Genomic DNA, 25,412 nt, shown 5'->3' on the forward strand with positions numbered 1-25,412 from the left:
CGGGTTACATATTCCGCAGTAGCTCAGTGGTAGAGCTATCGGCTGTTAACCGATCGGTCGTAGGTTCGAATCCTACCTGCGGAGCCATGCTTCCATAGCTCAGCAGGTAGAGCACTTCCATGGTAAGGAAGAGGTCACCGGTTCGAGCCCGGTTGGAAGCTTACCTATAACATACATAAATTGGCCCGTTGGTCAAGCGGTTAAGACACCGCCCTTTCACGGCGGTAACACGGGTTCGAATCCCGTACGGGTCACCATTAAATGAATAATACATATTGGAGGATTAGCTCAGCTGGGAGAGCACCTGCCTTACAAGCAGGGGGTCGGCGGTTCGATCCCGTCATCCTCCACCATTTATTATGCCGGCCTAGCTCAATTGGTAGAGCAACTGACTTGTAATCAGTAGGTTGGGGGTTCAAGTCCTCTGGCCGGCACCATTTGGTTTTTATATGGAGGGGTAGCGAAGTGGCTAAACGCGGCGGACTGTAAATCCGCTCCCTCAGGGTTCGGCGGTTCGAATCCGTCCCCCTCCACCATTTGAATAATTTTTAAAAAGTGGACATACTAATAGTGTCCTTTTTCTATTAATGGGCTATAGCCAAGTGGTAAGGCAACGGACTTTGACTCCGTCACTCGTTGGTTCGAATCCAGCTAGCCCAGCCATTTTTTAATTAATTGAATTTATTAAGAGCCATTAGCTCAGTTGGTAGAGCATCTGACTTTTAATCAGAGGGTCGAAGGTTCGAGTCCTTCATGGCTCATTCATTTATTATTTATGGGGCCTTAGCTCAGCTGGGAGAGCGCCTGCTTTGCACGCAGGAGGTCAGCGGTTCGATCCCGCTAGGCTCCATAAAAAAAGACTTTAAACTTATAGGTTTAAAGTCTTTTTTTTGTTTTAGGCTGTTTTCGTAAAAGCCCTACTGCCACCTTTTGCACCTAATAAAGGTCAGGGATGCTTATGGGGTTTGCGGCACTTTTCTCAGTGAAATGGAAAGGAGTAGTGGACTTCATCCGATAGTTAATAGTTAAACTTTACTTAAATAGCAACATTGTTTGAGAAAAGAGGCTTATTTTACAATAAAGGAGTTTAATTATGAAAAAAATGTAACTGAAAATAGTAGTTGTAATTAAACATCTTTGTGTATAATAAAAACAATAATTTCTGGACTAATGATGAAACGATTCTCCTTATCAAAAAGAATTATTCATACATACTTATTTGAAAGTCTTTGGAAAGTTGAGGTAGATATATGTTAGAGGTATTAAGGCTATTAAAGCATGGGAATAAATCAGCCATGCTCGCTGCTATTGTGAATGCAGTTATTTCAATTATAAAGGGAATTGCATTTTTCTTTACTGGAAATGTGGCTATGTTTGCTGAAACTATGCATAGCTTAGGAGATGCTGCCAATCAATTTTTTGTCTTTATTGGATCCGCACTAAGTAAAAAGGCTCCGACCGATCGATTTCCAAATGGTTTTGGACGGCTTGTTAATTTAGTATTACTAGGGGCAGTATTAATTGTTGGGATTATGTCTTATGAAACGATTAAGGAAGGCTTTCATCATATAGTAAAGCCAACAGCTTCTGAAGGGTTTCTAATTAATGTTCTAGTTCTTGGAGCAGCTGTTATCCTTGAAGGGTTTGTCTTATTTAAGGCAATGCGAGAGATCCTTCATGATGCTGGAGAAGAAGCAAAGGGTCCAAGCATTTTTTTTAAAAGCTTTAAGCATTTAGGAAAAGCAAAGCCTGCTACGAAATTAGTCTTTATGGAGGATACAGTGGCCACATTAGGTGGGCTACTAGCAGTTGTTGCGGTTACAATATCCCATTTTACTGCATTCCACCAAGCAGAAGGAATCGCATCTGTATTAATCGGGATTATGATGTTTTTTGTTGTTGGAAAGGTATTCTTAGATAATGCTGCAGGGGCTTTAGGGGAAGCAGACGAAGAAATGGAAGAGAAAATTGGCAACTTAGTAATGCAAGACCCTGGCGTTAAAGATATACAAGATATCACAGTCGTTAAAGAGGGAGAGGACCTCCACGTTGAACTTGAAATTGAAGTTGATCCAACTTTAACAGTAGCAGAAGCTGATGATATCAAAGACCGCTTAGAAGAGAGAATCATGGCCGAGAAGGGTGTAGCCGATGTGATTATTGAATTCGATGAGGATGATGGAGTTTCTAAGTGGGAAGAAGATAATAAAGAAGAAACCAAGTAATAGCAAAAGCTGCCTAATTTATTTAGGCAGCTTATTTTATTTGTAGGTTAGATTTCCCCCTTTTCTAAAAATACCTTCTCTTTCAAATTGCATATATATACAAAAAATTGTTGAGTTGAGTCAGAAGATTATGACGTATTAAAATAGAAGTAGAAGGGTTTGAGAGAGGAGAAATAATAATGACAAAAAAAATATCTATTCTTGGTGTTCCAATGGATTTAGGTCAAGCACGTAGAGGAGTCAATATGGGACCTAGTGCGATTCGCTATGCTGATGTAATTGAACGTTTAGAAAGGCTAGGTTATGAGGTAGCTGATCATGGTGATATAGAGATCGGTGCAGCTGAACGACTACAAGATCCAGAAACAAATATGAAAAATTTGAAAGCGGTTGCGGATGCAAATGCAATCCTTGAATCAAAGGTCAATGAAATAGTAAAAGAGGGAGATTTCCCATTAGTCTTTGGTGGTGATCATAGTATTGCTATTGGGACGTTAGCAGGTGTTTCAAAGCATTATAGTAATCTAGGAGTTATTTGGTATGATGCTCATGGGGATTTAAATATTGCTGATACGTCACCTTCGGGGAATATACATGGAATGCCATTGGCGGCAAGTCTTGGGCATGGACATCCAACTTTAACAGAAATAGGGGGATATAGTCCGAAAGTAAAGCACGAAAATATTGTCATTATCGGTGCAAGAGACCTGGATGAAGGGGAAAAGGAACTGATTAAAGATAAAGGAATTAAAGTATATACTATGCACGAAATTGACCGTTTAGGTATGACAAAAGTGATGGAGGAGACAATTAGTTATCTAAAGGATAAAACAGATGGTGTTCATTTATCTCTTGACTTAGATGCATTAGACCCTAGTGATTGTCCTGGTGTGGGGACACCTGTTTTAGGGGGAATTAGTTATCGGGAAAGCCATTTAGCAATGGAGATGTTAGCAGAATCAGGTATGATCACATCTGCAGAATTTGTTGAAGTAAATCCGATACTGGATGAAAGGAATCGCACAGCGATGGTTGCAGTCGCCTTAATGGGTTCATTGTTTGGAGAAAAATTATTATAATCATGCAAATACAGTAGTTGTTTTAACTACTGTATTTTGTTTTAATCATTAAAAGGAGATAATATCTCGTTATCAATTATTATAACCAGAATAATTACAGATTTGTTTTTATTTATCCATTTTTGTTAAAAAACAAACATCCATAGGTAGATATTTGATAAAATAAAAATAAAAATATTTTTTTTTGAAACCTTTTAGCTATTCATTCGTAACAATGTATAGCCGCTGGGGCGGGGGTATTGGAATGGAATTATTAGTTAAAAAAAGAATAAAACAAGTGTTAAAAGGCGACCAAAATGCATACGAGGAAATCGTAGAGATATATAAGGACAAAGTATTTCAAATATGCTACCGGATGTTAGGCAACTTACATGAAGCAGAGGATATTGCACAAGAAGCCTTCATTCGCGCCTATATCAATATTCACAGCTTTAAAGAGGAGAGGAAATTTTCAACCTGGTTATATCGGATTGCAACAAATCTATGTATTGATCGGTTAAGAAAGAAAAAGCCTGATTATTATCTTGATGCTGAGGTTGCAGGTACAGATGGCTTAACCTTGTATTCCCAAGTAGCGGCAGCGGGAAAAACACCAGATATAGAAGTTGAGGATTTTGAGTTGCAAGAAACGATACAGCTAGCTATTCTTTCTCTTCCTGAGAAGTATCGAACGGTTATTGTATTAAAATATCTTGAAGAGCTTTCATTAATTGAAATTAGTGAAATGCTAGATCTACCTCTAGGAACGGTGAAAACACGAATTCATAGAGGACGTGAAGCTTTGAGAAAGCAACTTCGAAATTTATAGAGAGGATGAGAACGAAATTGAATACTTGTTCTGAAGAAATGATTCTCTATATGCATGAATATATGGATGGAGATATATCCACAGAGCATGAAGCAATTCTGAAGAAACATCTTCAATCATGCCAAGACTGTGCAAAACACTTCCATGAATTAAAAAAGACAAGTGCATTAATAAAGAGTACCTCAATAATCACTGCACCAAATGACTTTGCATCAAAGGTAATGGCAAGATTGCCAAAAGAAAAGCGGAAAGTCGAAGTCAAAAGATGGTTCTCCCGTCATCCATTCTTGGCTGCGGCATCGTTATTTATTATTTTAATGGGTGGTAGTATATTCTCCTTTTGGAATAATAATCAGGAATTCTCTTTTACAAAGCAACCTAATTTACAAGTTGAAAACCACACAGTCATCGTCCCAAAGGGGGAAACGATTAAAGGTGATCTCATTGTAAAAAATGGAGATTTAAGAATAGAGGGAAAGGTTGAAGGGGATGTAACGGTTATTAATGGGGATCAATATATGGCATCAGCCGGAAATGTAACTGGAGATATTAAAGAAATAAATGAAATGTTTGATTGGTTATGGTATCAAATAAAAAATGGTGGCAAGGAAGTTATCAGTTTATTTAACTGAAATTTTTCCAAAAAGAGAGGGTGACCTTGGATAAAGGGCCCTTTTTTACTATTAATAGGGAATAAGATGTTCCTCAAGTAATTTTTTTTGAATACAAATATGTGGTATAATGTAGAGGTTTAAATAGGAAATTTTTTAACGGCTCTTGATGGATATAAAACTAATGGAGGATGGAACATGCCGTTTGCAGACTTCAATTTTTTCGATTATATTGCAAATATTGTCGATATACTCCTAGTATGGTATGTCATATATAAACTTTTAATGGTGATCCGTGGTACAAAGGCAGTACAAGTATTAAAAGGGATCATTGTTATTCTGATTGTACGTAATTTAAGTAATTTTTTGGGTTTAACGACACTAGATTGGATTATGGCGCAGACCCTTGATTGGGGATTTCTTGCCCTGATCATTATCTTCCAGCCAGAAATAAGGCGTGCACTAGAGCAATTAGGTAGAGGAAAGTTATTTTCAAGGGGAACAATGCAGGAAGAAGAAGAGCAATCAAGAATTATTGATGCAATTGTGACTGCCACAAGTTATATGGCTAAACGCCGAATAGGTGCTTTAATATCCATAGAAAGAGAAACGGGATTAGGTGATTACATAGAAACGGGCATTCCATTGAATTCTGCGATTTCTTCAGAATTACTGATTAATATTTTTATCCCTAATACACCTTTACATGACGGGGCAGTGATTTTACAAAAGAATCAAGTGGCAGCTGCGGCTTGTTATCTTCCTCTATCGGAAAGTCCCTTTATTTCGAAAGAGTTGGGAACAAGGCATCGTGCTGCAATAGGAATAAGTGAAGTAACAGATAGTTTAACCATTGTGGTATCTGAAGAAACAGGTGCGATCTCATTAACAAAAAATAGTGAACTACACCGTGATTTAAAGATTGAACAGTTCAAGGAACTTCTTCAAAAAGAATTTATGGTTTCTATGAATAAGCAAGCTTCCTCATCAATATGGAATTGGAGGGTGAAGAAGCGTGGATAAATTTATGGATAATAAATGGTTTATTAGAATTGTTGCTTTATTCCTCGCCTTGCTTCTTTATGTATCGGTGAGTATTGAAAATAATGATAAGAATAAAGATGTGAAACAAAAGGTAGAAAATGACGTTGTTGAAAACATGCCGGTCGAACTTATCTATGATCAACAAAATTTTGTTGTCACTGGTGCACCAGAAACGGTTGATGTAACGATAGATGGACCAAAAAGTTTAGTAAAAACAACAAAAAATCTTAAGGATTTCACGGTTTATATTGATTTGAGTAATGCTGAGATTGGAAAGCAACGAGTGAAGCTTAAATATAAGGATTTATCGGATAAGTTAACCGCTAAAATTTCACCTGCCTATGCAACCGTTGATGTCCAGGAGAAAGTAACAAAAGAATTTAAAGTAGATGCAGAATTTAATACGAATCTTTTAGCTAGTGGTTTTGAGTCTGAAAGTCCTATTGTTGATCCAAAAGTAGTAAAGATTACTGGTGCCAAAAATGTGATTGATCAAATAACATATGTTAAAGCAACGATTGATGCGAAGAAGGAAATTAACCAAACAATCACACGAAATGCTAAGGTTCAAGTTTTAGACAAGTCTTTGAATAAGCTGGATGTAGAGGTTGATCAAGATACTGTAGAAGTGACGATTCCAGTAAAGAATCCGAGTAAAACCGTCCCAATTACAGTGAACCCCATTGGTGATGAAAAAGATGGTGTAGTGATTAACAGCATCACGACAGAGCCAAAAAGCATCAAGATTTATGGACGTAATGATGTATTAAAAGATATCAAGGCGTTAAGTGTTGATGTAGATATAAGTAAATATGATAAGGACACTGAATTTGATGTTCATTTAAAAGTGCCTAAAGGTGTAAACAAAATTGAACCAGAAGTCGTCAGGGTCAAGTTAAATATTAGTGATAAAGAAGAAGAAAAAACGATACGCGATATCCAGGTAAGTAGTACAGGAATGAATGAAAACTATACAATGCAATTTTTATCACCTGCCAATGGAATGGTGGATTTGACAGTAATGGGCACGAGCAATTCGTTAAAGGCTATCAGTGCAAACGACTTTAATATATTGATGGATTTGTCAGGTCTAGCCCCAGGCGATCATGATGTTAATTTAAAGGTTGAAGGACCAAATGATGTGTCATGGGAGCTGTCGAATAAAACAGTGAAAATTCGCTTAACAGAGAAGGAAGACGAAAATATTTAATTGCAAAGTATAGTATTAGTAGAAGGAGCGAGTATTCGAATGGGTAAATATTTTGGTACAGATGGAGTTAGAGGAATAGCTAATACGGAATTAACACCTGAATTAGCCTTTAAACTAGGTCGCTGTGGTGGATATGTCTTAACGAAAAATACAGATAGACCCAAGGTGATCATTGGTCGAGATACACGCATTTCAGGACATATGCTAGAAGGCGCTTTAGTTGCAGGGTTATTATCTACTGGAGCTGAAGTGATGCGATTAGGTGTAATTTCTACCCCTGGGGTAGCTTATTTAACAAAAGCTTTAGGAGCCCAAGCGGGAGTTATGATCTCTGCTTCTCATAACCCAGTTGCTGATAATGGCATTAAATTTTTTGGTTCAGACGGATATAAGCTTTCAGATGAGCAAGAAGCTGAGATTGAAGAATTATTGGATCAATCCGTTGATCATTTGCCAAGACCTGTTGGTGGCGATCTTGGGGTAGTGAATGATTATTTTGAAGGTGGTCAAAAATATCTTCAATTTCTAAAACAAACCGTTGATGAAGAATTTACAGATATCCACATTGCTCTTGACTGTGCAAATGGGGCGACTTCTTCTTTAGCGACTCATTTATTTGCTGATTTAGATGCAGATGTTTCGACAATGGGTGCATCACCGGATGGATTAAATATTAATGACGGTGTCGGTTCAACCCATCCAGAAAGCTTGGCTGCGTTTGTGAAAGAAAAAGAAGCAGATGTAGGGCTCGCATTTGATGGAGATGGAGATCGAATTATTGCAATCGATGAAAATGGTGAAATCGTTGATGGCGATCAAATCATGTTTATTTGTGCGAAGTATTTAAAAGGTGAAGCTCGTCTTAAACAAGGGACGGTTGTCTCAACAGTAATGAGTAATCTTGGTTTCCATAAAGGTTTAGAAGAATTAGGAATAAAGAGTGTTCAAACAGCTGTAGGTGACCGATATGTTGTTGAAGAGATGAAAAATGGCGGCTATAACCTTGGTGGGGAACAGTCTGGTCATATTATTTTCTTAGATTACAATACAACGGGTGATGGGTTACTTACGGGTCTACAGTTAGTAAATATCATGAAAGCAACAAATAAAAAATTGTCCGAGTTAGCAGGCGAAATGAAAAAATACCCTCAGAAGCTTGTAAATATCCGTGTCAGTGATAAACATCATGTAACTGAAAACGAAAAAGTAAAAGAAATTATTAAACAAGTGGAAGGTGAGATGGCTGGAGACGGACGGATTCTAGTACGTCCATCTGGAACAGAGCCACTTGTTCGAGTAATGGCTGAAGCGTCAACAGTGGAAGCATGTGAAAGTTATGTGAATAAAATTGCTGAAGTAGTCAAAGCGGAAATGGGCTTACCAGAGGAATAAGTGGAATTATATGCATAAGGGGAACGAAATAGAGCCCTTATGCATATTTTTATGTTATGAGATTCTAAAGAATCTTTTGGTTGACCAAATAAATAAAGTAGTATATGATTATCTTGTTTTTAATTGCCAATTTGAAAAAAGGAGGATTGTAGTAGAATTTTAATGAAGTAAGCAACACAAAGCGCCAGAACTAAACAACGAGCGGATAAAATTGTTTAGTTGACGAGGTGGAGGTTTATCGAAGTTTCGGCGGATACCTCCCGACTCCCACATAGTCGAGATCTTTTTCTCAAATCACTTGAGGTGACTCGGTGGACAAAGGAAAAAGAAATGTGAATCTAGGCTTGGTCTGTAAAAACGCACAAAAATGACATTAAATAAAAAACAGAGATAAGGGGGCAAGTGTGCCTCCTGGTATCTTGCCCCCTTTATTAGGGAGGAAGAATACAAATGTGCGGTATTGTAGGATATATTGGAAATCAAGATGCGAAAGAGCTTTTATTAAAAGGGTTAGAGAAGCTTGAATATAGAGGATATGATTCAGCAGGTATTGCTGTGAAAAATGATCAAGGTGTTCATGTTTATAAAGAAAAAGGACGTATTGCTGATCTTCGAGAAGTTGTTAATAACGAAATGTTAGCTACTATTGGAATTGGTCATACTCGTTGGGCAACTCATGGGGTGCCAAGCAAGGAAAATGCCCATCCACATCAAAGTGCATCCGGTCGATTTACACTTGTTCATAATGGGGTTATCGAAAACTATTCCTTATTACAACAAGAATACTTACAGGGTGTCACTTTAAAAAGTGAAACAGATACTGAAATTATTGTTCAGCTTGTAGAGAAATTTGTTTCAGAGGGATCAAATACTAAAGAAGCGTTTCGTAAAACATTAACACTTCTACATGGATCTTATGCTCTTGCATTACTAGATGCTGAAAATGATGATACGATTTTCGTTGCAAAAAATAAAAGCCCACTACTTGTTGGAGTAGGTGAAGAATTTAATGTCATTGCAAGTGATGCAATGGCAATGATTCAAGTAACTGATCAATTCATTGAGCTAATGGATAAAGAAATGGTAATTGTAACAAAGAATGAAATCATCATCGAAAATCTCCAAGGGGAAAAGATTTCAAGAGAACCTTATAAAGCATTAATAGATGCGAGTGATATCGAAAAAGGAACATATCCTCACTATATGTTGAAGGAAATTGATGAACAACCACTTGTGATGAGAAAAATCATTCAAGCTTACCAAGATATTAATGGTGATTTAACAATTGATTCTGATATCATTCAAGCGATGAATGAAGCTGATCGAATCTATATCGTTGCTTGTGGCACAAGCTATCATGCTGGTCTTGTTGGAAAGCAAATGATTGAAAAGCTTGCTGAGGTTCCAGTAGAGGTCCATGTTGCTAGTGAAATGGGCTATAATATGCCATTATTATCGAATAAGCCATTATTTATCTTCATCTCTCAAAGTGGAGAAACAGCAGATAGTCGTGCAGTACTCGTGAAGGTGAAAGAGCTAGGCTATAAAGCAATAACTATTACAAATGTTCCTGGATCAACATTATCCCGTGAAGCAGATTATACATTATTATTACATGCAGGTCCTGAAATTGCTGTTGCTTCAACGAAGGCGTACACTGCTCAAATTGCTGTACTAGCTATTCTAGCAAGCGTAACAGGCAATAAAGGTGATCTTGATCTTGTTCATGAACTTGGTATCGTGGCAAATGCGATGGAAGTTCTTTGTGATTCGAAGGAAGAATTTGAAAAGATGGCCTATGAATACTTCACACTTACACGCAATGCTTTCTTCATCGGGCGTGCCCTTGACTATTACGTATGTCTTGAAGGAGCTCTGAAGTTGAAGGAAATTTCCTATATTCAAGCTGAAGGATTTGCTGGCGGTGAATTAAAACACGGCACGATTGCCTTAATCGAAGATGGAACACCAATCATCGCATTAGCAACACAAGAAAATGTCAACTGGAGCATTCGTGGAAATGTAAAAGAAGTTGTCGCTCGTGGAGCCAACCCTTGCATTATCTCCATGAAAGGTTTTGAAACTGACGAAGACCGCTTCGTTGTTCCAGAAGTACATGAATTATTAACACCTCTTGTCTCTGTGGTACCGTTACAGCTACTTGCATATTATGCGGCATTACATCGTGATTGTGATGTGGATAAACCACGTAACTTAGCGAAGAGTGTGACGGTGGAATAAGGAAAAGAATTGTTTATTAGGTTTATGTGGAAAAATAATACAGTCGTTTTAAAAACACACCTTTGGGATATCATGATGACACCTCTTTGGTGTGTTTTTTTGTGAGGGAAAACAATGGCCAACGTAAAAAACAAAATTAAGAAAAGAAAAGATGCTAAGCATGAATTATTTGAGCTTGTATAAAGGGATTCAAATTTACTGATTATCCACTATTCTTGTGAAAGTTTTTACAATATAAAAGATGGAAGGACACTGAAAATAACTTCAATTGATGTTAGATATTATATATCTGGACAAACTGTTTCTTTTTCCATTCATAAAATAGCTAAAAAAAAGAACATGTTAAATAAAATTGAGGATTATTATGATGATTTGGAGAAAGAGATGCTAGATGAATTCTTTTTATTTGTGAGTAAACACAACAATTATAATAGGATTCATTGGAATATGAGAGATATTAATTATGGATTTGAAGCAATACCTATAGGTATAGTGTTCTTGGGGGTACACCGGCTGATATCCATGATAGTAATAAATTTGATTTAGCAAGAAAAATGGTTGATATATATGGAAATTACATAAAGGGTTATCCACGCTTTGAAAAGCTTATTTATAAAAATAATATAACTAAAAGAGATTTTTTATCAGGTGAAGAAGAAGCACGTTCTTTTGAAGATAAAGAGTTTGTAAAGCTACATCAATCAACTTTGCGAAAAGTAGACATTCTTCACAGTATTGTTGAAGATGATTTATTAACAGATTCCGAATTAAAAGAAATATATGGGCTAACACCCCAAGGAATATACGAGTTGGTTAAGGAAAATTGGGGTTCCTTATAAAGATGGTTTACCCCTATATACACAAAAGGAAGGAACATATACAAATTTTTCGATTAAGGATTTATCTCAGGGATCAACCAAAAAAGCGATTGATATATGTAGAAAATTTAATGTCTTTTTATATAAAAGCCCAGAGTTAATGAATCAAAAAATATTGTCGTATACGGCAAATCAAAAGACTTTTCATATTCAACATACAGAGATTATGAGAGGAGTATTTGCTCCAAACAAAACTTTAGCTAATGCTCTTTTACGACCAAATGGTCTCGAGTTTCTAGTTAATCAATCCGATTTTTTTAATAATGGTCATACGTTATATATTGATTTTGCTGACGAAATTCCAGGGAGTATTATGAATGAAGATTTTGCGAGATATTGTAGTTGGCCTTACTTCAATGACAAAATTAAGAAATCATTTAAATCTATTCAAAGTAATGCGTATTCATATGGATTGAAAAGAGGGGCCCCTTTTGGGATACCTCTAGAGATAAATCCTCCGTTAACAGATCAGACCCAAATTTCAGCAATAGGAATATATAAAGACGAGGAGTTTTTAGTGCTAGAAATATTAGGGATAGATAATATTACTCCCCCATTTTACGAACTTCAATATATGCACAATTCAATCAAAAAGTATATTTATACTGAAAAAACCAAAAAGAAAAGGTTATCTAATCAAGAGAAACAAGAAGATTACATATTAAATGAAAAAGACGGAGAGCGCTCTAGAGAAGATACAAATCAACCAGCCATGGATTTAGATCCAATACAGATTGCATTCCGTCACTCAACAGTCGTAACTAGAATACCAAAACAAGTGTAAAAAATGAATCGGGGTGACGAATATATTTCTAATTTGGGTCGTGGTGGAGGAATAGAACAACAAGTTGTTGGGGTAGACGAGTCATTATTTGGTTGAAACATAACTCCTTTAGAATTCAAATCAATAGAAATAGTAAAGACGATTGCAGGTTACAAGTTTGAAAGTTTTATTCAAATGATTAAGGTTCTTTCCAATCACTTTTTGAATCTAAGTATTTCAATGAATATAGTATTTCTACCATTTAATAGGAGTTTCTCATTTCTCCCAAACGGAATGAGAAGAGCAGCACTTATTGTTAAAATTAACAATAATGGTAAAATAAATTATATCGAAGCAGCAGCACCAGATAATTATTCACTTTCAACATTGATTGTTCCTTCTTTAGGTAGTCAAGAAAAAGATGAGAAAATGATCAGAACACTCTTGAATAATATAGTAAATGCTAGTGGTAGGTGGAAGAAAGATTTCATGGGAGAATTTTCTCACATTAAGTTAAAACACTTAAAACAGACTCATGAAATATGCGCGAAACGGATGTATAAATGTTTGTAAATTTTAGATATAGAATTGGTTTAGATGAATAACTAATAGAGGAGGGGATATTGTGCAAACTTCTTTAAATGAAGATATAAATTTATCAGCAGCAGCAAGAGTTATTTATCAATTAGGTGAAGAATTGATTTCAGATGAGTTTGTGGCATTAGCAGAGTTAATAAAGAATGCTTATGATGCGGATAGTACATATGTGAAAATTGAAATCGATACTAAAGTTGTCACGCCCAATGGAATTGGAAGAATAACTATAGAGGATAATGGGAATGGAATGACTCAAAAAATACTTACTAACGCTTTTTTGAGGATATCTACAAATTTTAAAAAAATAGAGAAATTTTCGCCATACTTTAATAGAAGAGCATTAGGTGAAAAAGGATTAGGTAGGTTATCAATACAAAGATTAGGTGAACATATCACGGTAGAAACTTCTCCAAGAATGGAACGTTTAGAAAAAATTGCTTCAAAGGAAGATAAAGAGTTTTACCACAGATATAATAGATATACTCTTAAACTAGATTGGACAAACCAGTTTAAGGATGATGATAAAGATATATCAGATGTGCAGGCTACATGTTTTTATGAATTCGATAATAACTGTAAAAAGGGTACTAAATTAATTGTCGAAGGTATTAGAAATTTAGATTTCTGGAACTTTGATAAGAAGACAGAGAGTAGGATAAAGACTGAAATATTCGGGATGGTTAGTCCGTTTTCTCAAAAAAACAAGCAAAGATTTCTTATAAAAATTAATATTGATGGAAGAACTATATCAAATCATTTGATAGATGAAGATGTTTTAAATATTTCTAGTGATATTAATGTACGATTTAAATTTAGTGATTGGAATTTGAAAATTGAAATATTATATAAAAAGAAATACTTTGATCGTATACTAGATAAATTAATTTTGAGTATGGAAAAGAATGGATTTGATCCTCCTGTTGTCAAAAGTGAGTACAAAGACTATTTCGAAGAGATAATTATAGACCTTGAAAATGAGCAATATAAAAAAGATTTCCCTTATTTAAAGGAAATTGTTTTTCAGAATATACGTATTGATAAAAATTTCAATCAAGCAAATCCAGGAGATTTTAATGGTCAATTTTATGTACTGGATCAATCTGCGGGCGCAATAAAAGAGTCATTGAAGATTTTAAGTGATGCAGGTAAAGTTTTTTCTTCTCATAATGAGGTAAAGTCAATATGGAATGCTGCTGTTGGTGTCTATATTTTTAGGAATGAATTTAGAATTCTTCCATATGGACCTAGAATTGACTGGTTGGCATTTACTAAAAGATCCCAGAGGGAAAAAGCAAATGCTTATAAAGAACATACAGTTTCAGGATATGTAGAATTAGATAGTCTAACCACAGAGAACATAAAGGAACAAACTAATAGGCAAGGAATTATTGAAGATGAATATGGTTCAAATTTCTTAATGTTAATGAGAGAAACAATTGCTGAAATATTATTCCAAAAGGATACGGAGTTAAAGAAAAGAATTAGTATTCAATCCTTTGATGAAAATAGTAATGAAATTTCAACTTATGATGGGAATGTCACATTTACAAGAAAAAGAAATAACTCAGTTGAAAGAGAGAAAATTTTAAGACTAGTCGATAAACAAATTAATGTAATTTCTAATAAATCAGAGGTTAAGAATGAAGTAAAGACAATTATTGATAATTTAACTAAACTTAAGAATATTGATCTAGATGAGGAAAAAGCGAAACAGCAAAAGTATTTCGAGTATGAGCAAAAAATAGCTAATCTAAAAACTTTAGCAGGTTTAGCAGGGCAAGGTATTATAGTTGAATCATTAACTCACGAACTTCATAGAATTGAAAAAAATATTAAAATGCATGCTAAAGAGAGTAAACAGATTCTGTCTAGGATTGTTAAGGATTATCCTCAAATAAAGGGTGTAGTAGATAGACAGGATAGTATTTTGCATGAAATCCTCTTTTTAAATCAACAGTTGTCACATCTTGAGCCGACATATCGAAAAAATAGAGTAGTACTTCAAGAGATTGATTTATACAACTTATTTTCTGATTTATATGTTGAAAAAGGTATAATGGCCAGAAAAGCACAAGAATTGAATATAGAGGTGAAAGTGATTGGCAATAATTTTAGAATAATGGGTAATAAGGGTGTCTTAATTACAATATTTGATAATTTATTCCTTAATTCTTTATATTGGCTTAGTAATTACAATGCAAATACAAAAATTATTACATTTGATCTGGATTCTATAGAGAATAAAATAATATTTTATGATTCGGGCATTGGAATAAATAAGGAAATAGAAAATAGACTTTTTGAACCTTATGAAAGCTTAAAGCCTGAAGGAAGGGGATTAGGTTTATATATTTGTAAAGAATTGGTGAAATCGTTAAAAGGTGAGATAACATTGGATAGGGTCAATAAGAATAAAGAAGGTAACTACTATAAATTTATAATAACATTTTAAATTTTTGAGGAGATAGAATATATGAATAGTGTAGTAAGTGCTGATACTGAATTAGATAACCTCATACGAACAATAAAAACAATAGGTATTAAGAATGTGTTTTCTTTCGATGAAGAGTGGGAACAGAAGGAAAGGAAAGCATCTTTTAATGAAAAAGAGATTACAGAGTTTCTGAATGATATAGGAGAAGAGATAGATACAGAATTAGAAGAGTTATTACTTGAGCATAATATTATGACTGTAAATGAATTGTTAACTTCAAGTATCACTGAACTTGAGAGTATTAAGACCATAATAGATGAGTTTATATCCAAAGAAAGAGATCTAACTGAATTAAAAGTATTAGATAACCTGTTTAAGAAATTGGAGCAAGAGGGAATAGCTTTTAAAAAGTTTGCCAATAAACTAAGTGTAGAGGATATTAAAGGTACGAATGGTCGGATTTTATTTTTACTAGATATGAACATGGAACATATTGGGGAAAGTAACGATGTTATTTTAGAGACTCTAGTTGAAATAAATAAATTTAGAGATGAAGAGTTGGATATAGCGATAGTGTATTCTAATGAGAAATTGATGCACTATGAAAATCACCAGTCAAAAACTAAGTATATAGAAGATACTATACAGACTGATAAAATTAAAGTGAATGAGCTGGAGAAGTATCTCATGGCACATCAATTGTGGGCGATTTCTAAAGAAAAAGAAGAAGATAAGTTGATTAAGGGTTTGAATGAGGTTCTGAGTAAAGCTGCAATTGGTAATTCTCTTTATTACTACTTACGTATTAAAGCAAAAATTATGAATGATGCTATTATGGAGTTAATTAGTCTTTCTGAGCAAGATTTTAGATATCTTTTAAAGGACGCATTAATTGAAGGAGAATCAATAATAAATGTTCTCCAAAGGCTTCAGCAGAGTTTATTAAACAAAAATGAATTTATTAGAAAAAAAACAGATGTTGAATACAGTAGGTCAATTAGTGATCTTTTAGAGATAGTAAATATTGCCAACGATGATATAGTTAATTTGTTAAAAGAAGTGGAGAAAGTAAAGAAATTTAAGGAGCAATCAAAAAAGGAAAAGTTTGAAACAGGAGTTTTTAGAAATATCTCTGAATACGGTCTGGTTGATTATTCAGTAAATCACACATATGAGGACATAAGTACGGGTGATATTTTTAAATTGGAAGTACTGGGAGATGAAAGCCCAAGCTATGGAATACTGATTACTGCTAATTGTGATATTCCGATTAGATTTGGAAACAAGTTTTCAGAAGGTGTTAGAAGAAATGAAGAAAATATGAGTCTTTTGTTATTTAAATCATGTAACATTGAAGATATGGAGAAGAAGATTATTACTGATAATGAGAATAAATTAATTTGGCCAATAAATGAAATTAATAATGATACAAATTATCTTACAGCGCTCTATCCATTAAATAAAGTTTTGCAAATTGATTCCAGAATACTGGACATATGTACTGTTAATGATCAAGGGAAAGGATATTTAAATAATGAAGGGCAATATTATGCTAATTTTAAAACATATCATTTTAAGGAATACTTCAAAACTAACATCAAAAAATGGATAGAAGAGATTTCCTTACCCGAAAATTATATGAAGGATGAAGAGCTAATTCGAAATCTAGGTGAAATGAAAAACCAATACTTGGAGCTCATGATTGGGCTTAAGTATAATATTAATTTTGATATTGATGAAAATGAATTTAAAATACAACGAATAGGCAGGTTAGAAACAGGGATTACATTGAAACTCTTACAAAACTATTCTAACAAAATTGGGAGAGTTGGTGTAGAATCAATTCCATTCTTGTAATTTTTAAAAACTCCTGGAATTATTAATTTAAAAGATTTATACTAATATTAAGTAAAGGAAAGCCACATTTTTTATGTGGCTTTATTCTATAGAAAGAATTAATAGGTGATTAAATTGTTAACTTTACCTAGACAAGATTGGGAAGAAATTGATATAAACTATTCCGGAGAGAATAGTTTCGCTTCATTTTTACCAAATAACAGTAACATTCATGCTTATCCTGCAAAGTTAGTGCCTAATTTAGTTCATGATATTATTAATACTTTAAGGAAGTATAATAATATTGAAAAAACACTAGACCCATTTGTTGGAAGTGGAACTGTGGGGCTTGAATCAAAATACTTGGGGTTAGATTTTTATGGATCTGATATGAATCCATTATCGATATTAATATCAAGAACCAAAACTTTAACCATGGAGAATACACCACATGTAATCAATTCATTGAATAGTTTTACGGAATTATTAGAAAAGGAATATAAAGAAACACATGCAATATCCTGTGTGTCTTTTAAAAATATAGATTATTGGTTTAAAAAGGAAAATATTAAACAATTATCATATATTAAGACTCGACTTGACTATTTTTTGAAAACAAAATCAAGAAAATATCAGGAAATATATTCATTAATATTATTGACATCCTTTAGTTCCACCATTAGAAAGTGCTCATTGACTAGAAATGGTGAATTTAAGTTGTATCGTATGGTAGAATCTGATATTGCAAAATTTAATCCTAATGCATTTGAAATATTTTCTAATACGGTTAATCAGTTACTGGATATGTTAAATCACACCAATGAAATCTATGAAAAGAAGACTATAACAGAAATAACACTTCAAAATGCTAAGGAACTTTTAAACATTGATGATGAAAGTATAGATTTAATATTTACTTCTCCACCTTATGGAGATTCTAAAACAACTGTAGCATATGGACAGTTCTCTAGATTGCCCCTGCAATGGATTGGAGATTTAATAAGAAAATATTTAAAAATAGATGTGTATAGTGATAATTGTGATGAGTATTTGTTAGGAGGAAAAAAATCTGGTATCTTCCTGGACAAAGAAATAGTAGTAAATAGTTCTGAAACTCTAAAAAAATTGGAACTACAAATGACCAAAACAATTAATGATGAACTTAGCCGTCTAAAACAAGCGAAACTACAATTATCATTTATAAAAGAAAAAATAAATAACAATGCTTTGACTTTAGAAGATTTAAGTAATAATAATGTAATTTATGAGTTAGTATGGGAACGTTTAAGGTTGAATACATTAAGAAAAATAAATAGTAGGGCAGAACATTCTAAGCAACAAGCAAAAATAATTTCTTCAGAGGAAGTATCGAGATTTTTCAGTTCTTATAATTCTTGTCCCCGAAAAAAATATAGAAACAATAAAGTCGTAGAGAAAACTATTCCTTCAATAACTGAGACAATTCAACGTAAAATAAATGCAATGCCAAAACGAGTAACAGAAATAATTAATTTCTTTTTGGATCTTTATAAGGTAGTGATAGAAACTGATAAGAAATTAAAATTGGGTGGTCATCAAGTATGGGTAGTTGGTCATAGGACGGTTCTTGGCGAAATAAATGTTAACATGAGAGATATTCTCAAGGAATGGTTTAATAGTATGGGATATAATGAAGTTACTTCGTTACAAAGAAAATATTCTTTTAAAAGAATGCCCCATCATATTACATCCACTATTACTCGTAGCGAACAAATTGATACTATGATGGAAGAATATATCTTAATAGTAAAGAAGGAAAGAAAATAATTTTAACAAAGGTATGAGTCCAAGGAAATACAGAAGCATTATTATGATTAATTTTTAAACAACTATATTATTCTTAGAGTGAAATTAGAATACCCAGTAACAATAATTTTTAAACAACCTTTTTTATCAAGGTCTTCATTTGAAGACCTTATTTTGTTTATTTATTTCGTTAAAATTAAACGACTTTATTATTTTTGTACAGTTTATTGTCTGCGAATATTAAATTTGATTAAAAAAAATTAAGACCTATAAAAAATAAAATAGTTGTTTAAAAAGATGGAGTGAAATTGAGTTTTCACTCCATCTTTTATTATTTATTAGTACAATAAAGGTATGAATATTTATATCTCAGTTAAGTGTAAAAAATGGTCAGGAGGAAAATTCTTTGAGAAAAATATTGTTCTTGTTATTATTTACAACATCTCTTCTAGCAGCGTGTAATTCATCAAGCTTAAGTATTAGTGAAATTGATGTTATTCCAGATGATGTACAAGATAAAATCGATTATCACCATACACTCCAACTAATGAATGATGGAGAAGATATTGCTTACATTTTTTACCAATCAAAGGGAACAGTTGTTACTGACCTTGAGGTACAAGGTGACACATTAAAAGTAAAGTTAGATGAAACAAATAGACAAGATGGTTTAATCGAACAACATGTTTATAAATTGACGTTAGACCCCGAACATGAAGTTATTGATATCTTGATTAATGGGAAGTCCACTCAATTTGATAATGTTACAAGTTTATAATTTACAGACTATGGGTGCCTTAAAAAAGTAGTCATGCTGATATTTTATGATTTACAGTTTGATATGATCTAGCTGGAGTAGGATTTATTTTTGCATAGAGGAGTAGAAACATTCATGGAAAATAAGAACTTAACGTGGTTAGAGGCACTTTTTGATTTAATCTTTGTGGCTGCAATAGCAAAAGCTACGCACCTGTTAATGCATGAGGAACATGGGGTTATCCCGGTTGAATATCTGTTAAAGTTTGTTTTAATTTTCGTCCCTATTTGGTGGGCTTGGGTAGGTCAGTCTTTATTTATCAATCGATTTGGTAAAGATTGTGTTACCCAACGTTTGTTTATGATCACTCAAATGATATTTATCATATTGATGACAGCTAGCCTGTCTGTTAACTTTGATCCATATTATATTCCTTTCCTCATAGGTTACATAGGAATCCGCCTATTAACATCTATGCAATATCTATGGATTAGTAGGTGGGAGAGTGGACCTCGCAGACGAGCAGCGGTTTATTTAGGGTATGTCTTTTTAATTGGTATTACTGTCTCCTTAATTTCCGTTTTCTTTGTCTCCTGGCCACGATATCTTATCCTATACTTAGGTATTTTTATTGATATTGTTGTCCCTATTTTAGGTCGTAAATATCTCGTCAAGGCTCCAACAGATACCTCTCACCTGCTAGAAAGGTTTGGACTTTTTTCTATTATTTTGTTTGGAGAATCAATCGTAAGCTTAATTGCTGTCTTACATCCAGAAAAAGGAGAGTGGGAAGCGATTATTTTTACCATGATATCATTTATCATTGTTATTGCTATGTGGTGGCAATATTTTGATAATATAGAGAAAAAGATTGACAAAAAAATAAAATCCACCGGGCAAGCGATTATTTATGGGCATTTATTTATTTATATGTCCTTAAGTATCATTGCATCGGCGATTCAGTTAGCCTTTTTAAAGGACATCCATTATCAGTTTTTGTTAATCTTGACCTTTGCGGCCACTCTTATCTACTTTTTATCAACCACACTGGTGTTCCATAAATATCGAATTATTAAGCATCGTTTGAACATTTTCCATTTAGGTTTATTTTTATTAATATTAGCAGCATTTCTTATTATAGATCTTGCCCTAATCGTTCCAAACATCTTTATATTTGTTCAGTTAGCTGTATTCTTTCTTATATATGCCAAAGTAACAACGTAACTACCAGATTACGATAATGTCTTAGTAGCGGTACAATAATCAGAAGTGTGTTTAGTATATTAATAAAGAAATTGCTTATATAGACTAAAGAGCTGAATAACAAGAGTTAGCCAGCTTTTCTTTTTGTTCTAAAGGGAAAGATTAGTTCAATATTATTAGCAGGCTCATTATGAGTTTGTTAAAGTTTAAAAAGATTTTATCAAATGCAGATCAGGCTTGATTTATGTTCATTACAGCAGGAAGAATGAGTTCATTAAATAAACGAAATGGTCGAGAAGAGTCCTCGAAGATAGTTCCTGTGAATACTGTTATTAATTGATAATCGGGGACGATAATGATATTGTTTCCACCGTAGCCTTGTGCATAGTAAACCTTAGGGATATCAACTTTTCCTGATAATACCCACCAATGATAACCATAGGAATTTAGTCTAGCTGTTGTAGAATCTTTAACCCAGCTTTCTGGTAGGATCTGTTTGGAAAACCAATTCCCATTGTTTAAATACAAATATCCAATTTTCAGCATATCAATAGTTTGCATGGCTAAACCAAATCCGCCGTTTGAAATTCCTTGTGCATCCGAAGGCCACCTGTAATCTTTTATATCTAAAGGTCCAAATAAAAACTTTTGTGCAAATGTACTAACGTCCATTCCACTTGTTTTACTTAAAATGGCACTTAGTAAGTGGGAGTAGCCGCAGCAATAATTCATGGCAATGCCTGGTTGTTGTTCCATAGGGCGCTCAAGTATGTAGCGCACCCAATTCTTACTGCTTTCCATTTCTTTATTACTTGTCCATCGTAATCCTGCCGTCATAGTTAACAAGTGAAAGACCGTAATTTCTAATTTTCTTTTATCCACACCAGGTCTTCTAAGTTCTGGGAAGTAGTGTACAATTGGAACATGAACACTTTTAATTAACCCTTAATTAAAGCAATTCCAATGAGCGCTGATAACACACTTTTGGTTACAGAATTTATTTTATGTTGTTTAACTCTCATTTTGTTATTTCTAAAGTATTTATAGACTAACGCACTATCTTGAAGAATAAGACAACTATCAACATTATCCTTTTTAATCTTTTTATCAAATTCGTTTAATAATAGTTCATTCATATAATTAATTTTAGGACTGGCTACATCCAAATCAGTAAATAGATTCAATAAAGATCCCCCTTTTTTATTGTTAAACTAAACTACCCCGTAGTGGAACAAAAAAAGTCATCATAGCGAACTCAACTATTTTAATTCTTGCATCCATTAGCATAATAAGAAATTACTTTGCTTTGATTTTTTTGTCAAAAAAATAATACCTAATGAAACTCCTAATGCTGCTGGGAATTCTATAAAGATATTTAAATTATGTTTAAAAAATTGAATTTAATATTAAATATTAAACCTGCAATTAAGAGAACCAAAAAATACTAGAGAAACTTATATAATCGTTTCATTATTTATCTTCTTAAGCAAAACTTCTCATATATATGTTCTATAAATAATGTAAGTAATCCTTCTTAAAGTAAACAGCCCTGGTAGCCATCCATGAATCAAATACTCAAAGCTTTTCACCACAAAGAATGAATGTAGAATTTTTGTGGCCATACCTAAGCTTAATATCTAGTTATTATTGTTTATTTTTTATTCAACTAAAGGGGGAGTGAATCGAGAAGGATAACGCATTTTTGTTTCAGATATTAAGCTAACGGGACAAGTTAGTATAAAAAGGAACTTCGTAAAATGATAAAGAATTAAAATATTTAGTTGTTCAGAAAAAAGGCTTTAACTATAGGTGTACTACTATCAATTACTTGAATAAGTAAAATTCATAGTAAATTCTTTTGGATTGGAGTGGAGAACAATTAGTCAAACAAATTTATTAGTAAAGACTATATCTAGACTTGACGATATGCAGAAATTTATATCGATTGTGAGATTAAATCCAGATGGAAATAGAAAAGAGATTTTTTTAGATGTTTTTAAATTTGATGAAGAAGAATTAGAAATGATGCTATTTTTCGGGATGTTTAATTTAAATAATAATATTTGTTTACTTGAAAAACAATTAAATAAAATGCGAATGCTAGGTTTTGAAAATTTTATAAAAGAGGAACTTGTGCTTTTGCAAAAACAATACCCATCTAATAGAATAATACAGTTTGAGTTATTTATTTTAGACGAGGAGGATGACTTCGTTAAATCAAAACTTGGTGGAGTATCTGCATTTACCAATTGGGATGGAAAGATGTGTTTTACAGTTTTTCCAGAAGAAAATGTACGTAAAATGTTAAAGTCTGTTATTACACACGAATATCATCACCACTGGAGAATAAGTGCTTTAGAAATTAATGAAGCAAACCAGACTTTACTTGACCGAATGATATTAGAAGGTTTAGCGGAGCACTTTATTCGTTTAAAATTGGGTGAAAAATATTTGGGTCCTTTTAAAGATGCATTATCCGAAATTCAAGCTAAGAATCTATGGGAGAGCCATTATATACAACATATAAACGATAAAGGTACATCAACTGATGTATTTATGTTTGGTAATGAAGAAGAAGGAATACCTTTTTGGGGCGGTTATGCATTAGGATACTATTTGGTGAAGTGGTACCTTGATAATAACAAAGATATTTCTATTGAAGAATTAACCGTGTCACCTTCATATTTGTTTATAGAATAGTTTACTTTTTGCTAAAAGGGAGTGTTAATTGAAGATGAATTGACCTTCAATTGTTAAATTCGGTTCTAAATATTGGGAAGAAGTTCAAGATTAACGCTTTTTTTTGTTGAAGTTACTAACCTGAAGGGGCAGTTTAGTGAAAGACGATTGGAATATTTAAACAGGAGTTTTAACTTTTTTGGAGAATATTTTCTATTAAATATTTACAATGGAGGGATTAAAATTAAGACTAAAAATAACTGGTTAGGTTTTGGTTCTTTATTTCTTCTGGTTTTAGGGATAATTAGCTTATTCATTGCAAATTCAGTCCATAAAAATTATGGAATATCCCGTAATAATCTGCTCAATATGATAGAAGTTAACAATCTTTCTACACAACAAATTGATAAGATTGGTAATGCTGTAAAAGAAATAAATAATAGATTTCATACCGATGAATATATAGCTATATACACAAGTAAGGACAATAAATTTAGTAAGGTACCTAATTATTCATTTCCTAGCAAAGCTCAATTAAAGGATAATTTATTAACTAGAGTTGCATATCCAATTGAAAGGTATAATGGAAAGAACTTTTTTGTTGTACATCAGTATTTTCCTGATTGGTATTATTTGTTTCCAATTTCCCTATTTAGTCTATCAGCTATTTTCTTAATCATTTGGACTGTATTCCAAGTGAAACTAATCTTTAACCATATTAAAAATATTAAACTGATCTTTAAATAATATATAATCTAATGGAGCTGCTAAATTGCAGTTATTTTTTTTGAAGTAAAGTTTTATAAAAAAATGTAATTATAAAAAGGCCAGCTGTTTATTGTTTAATGTTTAATGTTTAATAATCAGAAAGATAGAATTGCAATCATTGAAACAGGTGATGGTAAGTATTTTCTTCCTGGCGGAGGAATAGAAAATACTGAGACTCACGAAGAGTGTATAAAAAGGGAAGCATTAGAAGAAATGGGGATGGAAATAGAAGTAGGTCATTTTATAGGATGTGCTCAAAGATATTTCTTTTCCACAAATGAATATAAGTATTACCTTAGCGAAGGATATTTTTATCTATGCGAAATGGGAAAACAGGTAAGTGAACCAACAGAAGAGGATCACTTACTTATATGGGTTGAACCAATTCGAGCAGTAGGAAATTTATTTCATGAACATCAAATTTGGGCAGTTCATGAAGCGTTAAAATTGATTTAAATTATAGAGCTAACGTGGGCAAAAGTATAGATCAACGGCTTTTTTTCTTTTCGACTAAAGGTGCAAGTTTGTTGAACAACAGTTTGACATTTGTATGCTATTATTAAGCACCATAGTAATAAAACGTATGATACAATACGGCAGCAAGACCAGCGAATTTCTGCGTTGTTGATTTTATTAAAATAGTATCCAATTCCGAGTTTTTGAACAAAGAAGTATTCAATTTAAGGGACATCGAAACAGTGGCTACTAGGTCATTATCACATTTGAGGTAACCAGCACCTGTATAATCTTTTTCAAAAAAATAATCGTGGCTATCCAATCTAAATTGATACGCTTTTTCAATTAGTTGAACTCTTTGAGAAACTATAGAAACGGTTTGCGAGGATAAATTGTCAGTTAATTTGTACTTAATGCCAGGAAACGCACAGTCTATAGTATATAGTGGTTTTCCATACCCATTAGCTAATTTATAACTATAAGGAATACCACTTCGTAATGTGTTGTGGACGATACGTGCAAGGAATTTATGTTGCTGTTTTCTTATTTCGAATGCAACTTCTTTTTTTTCGTTTAGTATTGGTATTATTGTTGTAATATGCACCTTTTCAGGAACTTGATAAGTAAACTGTTCCATTGTTTCCTC

General features: G+C 33.2%; 22 protein-coding genes, 9 tRNA genes and 1 rRNA gene (1 of these 32 running past the window's edge). 29 read left to right on the top strand and 3 right to left on the bottom strand.

The window, feature by feature from the left end:
• From rrf to I5818_RS01060, 26 genes are all read left to right on the top strand, one after another.
• A 5S ribosomal RNA gene (gene rrf / locus I5818_RS00935) occupies positions 1-5 on the top strand (it extends 112 nt beyond the left edge of the window).
• 7 nt (positions 6-12) lie between these two features.
• Positions 13-87, top strand: a tRNA-Asn gene (locus tag I5818_RS00940).
• 1 nt (position 88) lies between these two features.
• Positions 89-161, top strand: a tRNA-Thr gene (locus tag I5818_RS00945).
• Between the two features lie 21 nt (positions 162-182).
• Positions 183-257, top strand: a tRNA-Glu gene (locus tag I5818_RS00950).
• 20 nt (positions 258-277) lie between these two features.
• Positions 278-353: transfer RNA gene (locus tag I5818_RS00955), tRNA-Val, on the top strand.
• Between the two features lie 8 nt (positions 354-361).
• Positions 362-437 (top strand) — tRNA-Thr (locus tag I5818_RS00960).
• Positions 438-451: 14 nt separating this feature from the next.
• Positions 452-536, top strand: a tRNA-Tyr gene (locus I5818_RS00965).
• Between the two features lie 52 nt (positions 537-588).
• Positions 589-663: transfer RNA gene (locus I5818_RS00970), tRNA-Gln, on the top strand.
• 25 nt (positions 664-688) lie between these two features.
• Positions 689-761 (top strand) — tRNA-Lys (locus tag I5818_RS00975).
• Between the two features lie 16 nt (positions 762-777).
• Positions 778-850: transfer RNA gene (locus I5818_RS00980), tRNA-Ala, on the top strand.
• A 400-nt stretch (positions 851-1,250) separates the two neighbouring features.
• Positions 1,251-2,225 carry a cation diffusion facilitator family transporter gene (locus I5818_RS00985; protein WP_078110661.1) on the top strand — a complete coding sequence of 325 codons (975 nt, stop codon included), beginning with the start codon at positions 1,251-1,253 and terminating at the stop codon, positions 2,223-2,225.
• A 179-nt stretch (positions 2,226-2,404) separates the two neighbouring features.
• Positions 2,405-3,304, top strand: coding sequence for an arginase (gene rocF / locus I5818_RS00990; protein WP_078110660.1), 900 nt, complete (start codon positions 2,405-2,407; stop codon positions 3,302-3,304).
• Positions 3,305-3,548: 244 nt separating this feature from the next.
• Positions 3,549-4,112, top strand: a complete 564-nt coding sequence (sigW, locus tag I5818_RS00995; RefSeq protein ID WP_058004311.1) for an RNA polymerase sigma factor SigW — start codon at positions 3,549-3,551, stop codon at positions 4,110-4,112.
• Positions 4,113-4,117: 5 nt separating this feature from the next.
• Positions 4,118-4,744 (top strand): anti-sigma factor family protein, encoded by a 627-nt coding sequence (locus I5818_RS01000; protein ID WP_078110659.1) that lies wholly within the window; start codon positions 4,118-4,120, stop codon positions 4,742-4,744.
• Between the two features lie 177 nt (positions 4,745-4,921).
• A complete protein-coding gene (gene cdaA, locus I5818_RS01005; protein WP_058004309.1) occupies positions 4,922-5,746 on the top strand; it encodes a diadenylate cyclase CdaA in 825 nt (274 codons plus the stop codon).
• Positions 5,739-6,977 carry a CdaR family protein gene (locus I5818_RS01010; RefSeq protein WP_078110658.1) on the top strand — a complete coding sequence of 413 codons (1,239 nt, stop codon included), beginning with the start codon at positions 5,739-5,741 and terminating at the stop codon, positions 6,975-6,977. Before cdaA ends, I5818_RS01010 begins: the two co-directional genes overlap by 8 nt.
• A gap of 39 nt (positions 6,978-7,016) precedes the next feature.
• On the top strand, positions 7,017-8,369 hold the full coding sequence (gene glmM, locus I5818_RS01015) for a phosphoglucosamine mutase (RefSeq protein ID WP_058004325.1): 1,353 nt from the start codon (positions 7,017-7,019) through the stop codon (positions 8,367-8,369).
• A gap of 450 nt (positions 8,370-8,819) precedes the next feature.
• Positions 8,820-10,610: a glutamine--fructose-6-phosphate transaminase (isomerizing) gene (glmS, locus tag I5818_RS01020; protein WP_078110657.1), complete on the top strand. Its 1,791-nt coding sequence runs from the start codon at positions 8,820-8,822 to the stop codon at positions 10,608-10,610.
• Between the two features lie 554 nt (positions 10,611-11,164).
• On the top strand, positions 11,165-11,449 hold the full coding sequence (locus I5818_RS01025; protein ID WP_209391838.1) for a hypothetical protein: 285 nt from the start codon (positions 11,165-11,167) through the stop codon (positions 11,447-11,449).
• 139 nt (positions 11,450-11,588) lie between these two features.
• Positions 11,589-12,272, top strand: a complete 684-nt coding sequence (locus tag I5818_RS01030; protein WP_078111482.1) for a hypothetical protein — start codon at positions 11,589-11,591, stop codon at positions 12,270-12,272.
• 141 nt (positions 12,273-12,413) lie between these two features.
• A complete protein-coding gene (locus tag I5818_RS01035; RefSeq protein WP_268876207.1) occupies positions 12,414-12,824 on the top strand; it encodes a Tn7-like element transposition protein TnsE in 411 nt (136 codons plus the stop codon).
• Between the two features lie 52 nt (positions 12,825-12,876).
• On the top strand, positions 12,877-15,300 hold the full coding sequence (locus I5818_RS01040) for an ATP-binding protein (RefSeq protein WP_209391839.1): 2,424 nt from the start codon (positions 12,877-12,879) through the stop codon (positions 15,298-15,300).
• A gap of 21 nt (positions 15,301-15,321) precedes the next feature.
• Positions 15,322-17,139, top strand: coding sequence for a hypothetical protein (locus I5818_RS01045; protein ID WP_078111470.1), 1,818 nt, complete (start codon positions 15,322-15,324; stop codon positions 17,137-17,139).
• Positions 17,140-17,253: 114 nt separating this feature from the next.
• The gene (locus I5818_RS01050) at positions 17,254-18,924 is read left to right on the top strand and encodes a DNA methyltransferase (RefSeq protein WP_169846991.1); all 1,671 of its coding nucleotides are present in this window, start codon (positions 17,254-17,256) and stop codon (positions 18,922-18,924) included.
• 385 nt (positions 18,925-19,309) lie between these two features.
• Entirely contained in the window at positions 19,310-19,681 is a 372-nt protein-coding gene (locus I5818_RS01055) for a hypothetical protein (protein ID WP_071977405.1), read from the top strand.
• Between the two features lie 114 nt (positions 19,682-19,795).
• Positions 19,796-20,884 carry a low temperature requirement protein A gene (locus I5818_RS01060; protein WP_078111462.1) on the top strand — a complete coding sequence of 363 codons (1,089 nt, stop codon included), beginning with the start codon at positions 19,796-19,798 and terminating at the stop codon, positions 20,882-20,884.
• A 210-nt stretch (positions 20,885-21,094) separates the two neighbouring features.
• Here I5818_RS01060 and I5818_RS01065 read toward each other — a convergent pair whose 3' ends face one another.
• Together I5818_RS01065 and I5818_RS25930 are read right to left on the bottom strand one after the other, a co-directional pair.
• Positions 21,095-21,745 (bottom strand): serine hydrolase domain-containing protein, encoded by a 651-nt coding sequence (locus I5818_RS01065; RefSeq protein WP_235849864.1) that lies wholly within the window; start codon positions 21,743-21,745, stop codon positions 21,095-21,097.
• A 56-nt stretch (positions 21,746-21,801) separates the two neighbouring features.
• Positions 21,802-22,047 (bottom strand): hypothetical protein, encoded by a 246-nt coding sequence (locus I5818_RS25930; RefSeq protein ID WP_235849866.1) that lies wholly within the window; start codon positions 22,045-22,047, stop codon positions 21,802-21,804.
• A 742-nt stretch (positions 22,048-22,789) separates the two neighbouring features.
• Here I5818_RS25930 and I5818_RS01070 point away from each other — a divergent pair.
• From I5818_RS01070 to I5818_RS01080, 3 genes are all read left to right on the top strand, one after another.
• Positions 22,790-23,563, top strand: coding sequence for a DUF2268 domain-containing putative Zn-dependent protease (locus I5818_RS01070; protein WP_071977404.1), 774 nt, complete (start codon positions 22,790-22,792; stop codon positions 23,561-23,563).
• A 72-nt stretch (positions 23,564-23,635) separates the two neighbouring features.
• Positions 23,636-24,289 carry a hypothetical protein gene (locus I5818_RS01075; RefSeq protein ID WP_139254966.1) on the top strand — a complete coding sequence of 218 codons (654 nt, stop codon included), beginning with the start codon at positions 23,636-23,638 and terminating at the stop codon, positions 24,287-24,289.
• Positions 24,290-24,394: 105 nt separating this feature from the next.
• The gene (locus I5818_RS01080) at positions 24,395-24,766 is read left to right on the top strand and encodes an NUDIX domain-containing protein (RefSeq protein ID WP_078110038.1); all 372 of its coding nucleotides are present in this window, start codon (positions 24,395-24,397) and stop codon (positions 24,764-24,766) included.
• Positions 24,767-24,869: 103 nt separating this feature from the next.
• Here I5818_RS01080 and I5818_RS01085 read toward each other — a convergent pair whose 3' ends face one another.
• Complete coding sequence (locus I5818_RS01085; RefSeq protein ID WP_071977402.1) at positions 24,870-25,403, bottom strand: tubby C-terminal domain-like protein; 534 nt, start codon at positions 25,401-25,403, stop codon at positions 24,870-24,872.
• Between the last annotated feature and the right edge of the window lie 9 nt (positions 25,404-25,412).

Origin of the sequence: Heyndrickxia oleronia (assembly GCF_017809215.1) — a bacterium.
Taxonomy (GTDB): Bacteria; Bacillota; Bacilli; order Bacillales; family Bacillaceae_C; genus Heyndrickxia; species Heyndrickxia oleronia.

Excerpts from the sequence above, each read along its gene's own strand:
- I5818_RS01045 (WP_078111470.1), top strand. The coding sequence starts at position 15,322 with ATGAATAGTGTAGTAAGTGCTGATACTGAATTAGATAACCTCATACGA.
- I5818_RS01030 (WP_078111482.1), top strand. The coding sequence starts at position 11,589 with ATGAATCAAAAAATATTGTCGTATACGGCAAATCAAAAGACTTTTCAT.
- sigW (WP_058004311.1), top strand. The coding sequence starts at position 3,549 with ATGGAATTATTAGTTAAAAAAAGAATAAAACAAGTGTTAAAAGGCGAC.
- glmM (WP_058004325.1), top strand. The coding sequence starts at position 7,017 with ATGGGTAAATATTTTGGTACAGATGGAGTTAGAGGAATAGCTAATACG.
- I5818_RS01060 (WP_078111462.1), top strand. The coding sequence starts at position 19,796 with ATGGAAAATAAGAACTTAACGTGGTTAGAGGCACTTTTTGATTTAATC.
- I5818_RS01000 (WP_078110659.1), top strand. The coding sequence starts at position 4,118 with ATGAGAACGAAATTGAATACTTGTTCTGAAGAAATGATTCTCTATATG.
- I5818_RS01080 (WP_078110038.1), top strand. The coding sequence starts at position 24,395 with ATGTTTAATAATCAGAAAGATAGAATTGCAATCATTGAAACAGGTGAT.
- rocF (WP_078110660.1), top strand. The coding sequence starts at position 2,405 with ATGACAAAAAAAATATCTATTCTTGGTGTTCCAATGGATTTAGGTCAA.
- I5818_RS00985 (WP_078110661.1), top strand. The coding sequence starts at position 1,251 with ATGTTAGAGGTATTAAGGCTATTAAAGCATGGGAATAAATCAGCCATG.
- I5818_RS01025 (WP_209391838.1), top strand. The coding sequence starts at position 11,165 with ATGGTTGATATATATGGAAATTACATAAAGGGTTATCCACGCTTTGAA.
- cdaA (WP_058004309.1), top strand. The coding sequence starts at position 4,922 with ATGCCGTTTGCAGACTTCAATTTTTTCGATTATATTGCAAATATTGTC.
- I5818_RS01070 (WP_071977404.1), top strand. The coding sequence starts at position 22,790 with ATGCAGAAATTTATATCGATTGTGAGATTAAATCCAGATGGAAATAGA.
- I5818_RS01085 (WP_071977402.1), bottom strand. The coding sequence starts at position 25,403 with ATGGAACAGTTTACTTATCAAGTTCCTGAAAAGGTGCATATTACAACA.
- glmS (WP_078110657.1), top strand. The coding sequence starts at position 8,820 with ATGTGCGGTATTGTAGGATATATTGGAAATCAAGATGCGAAAGAGCTT.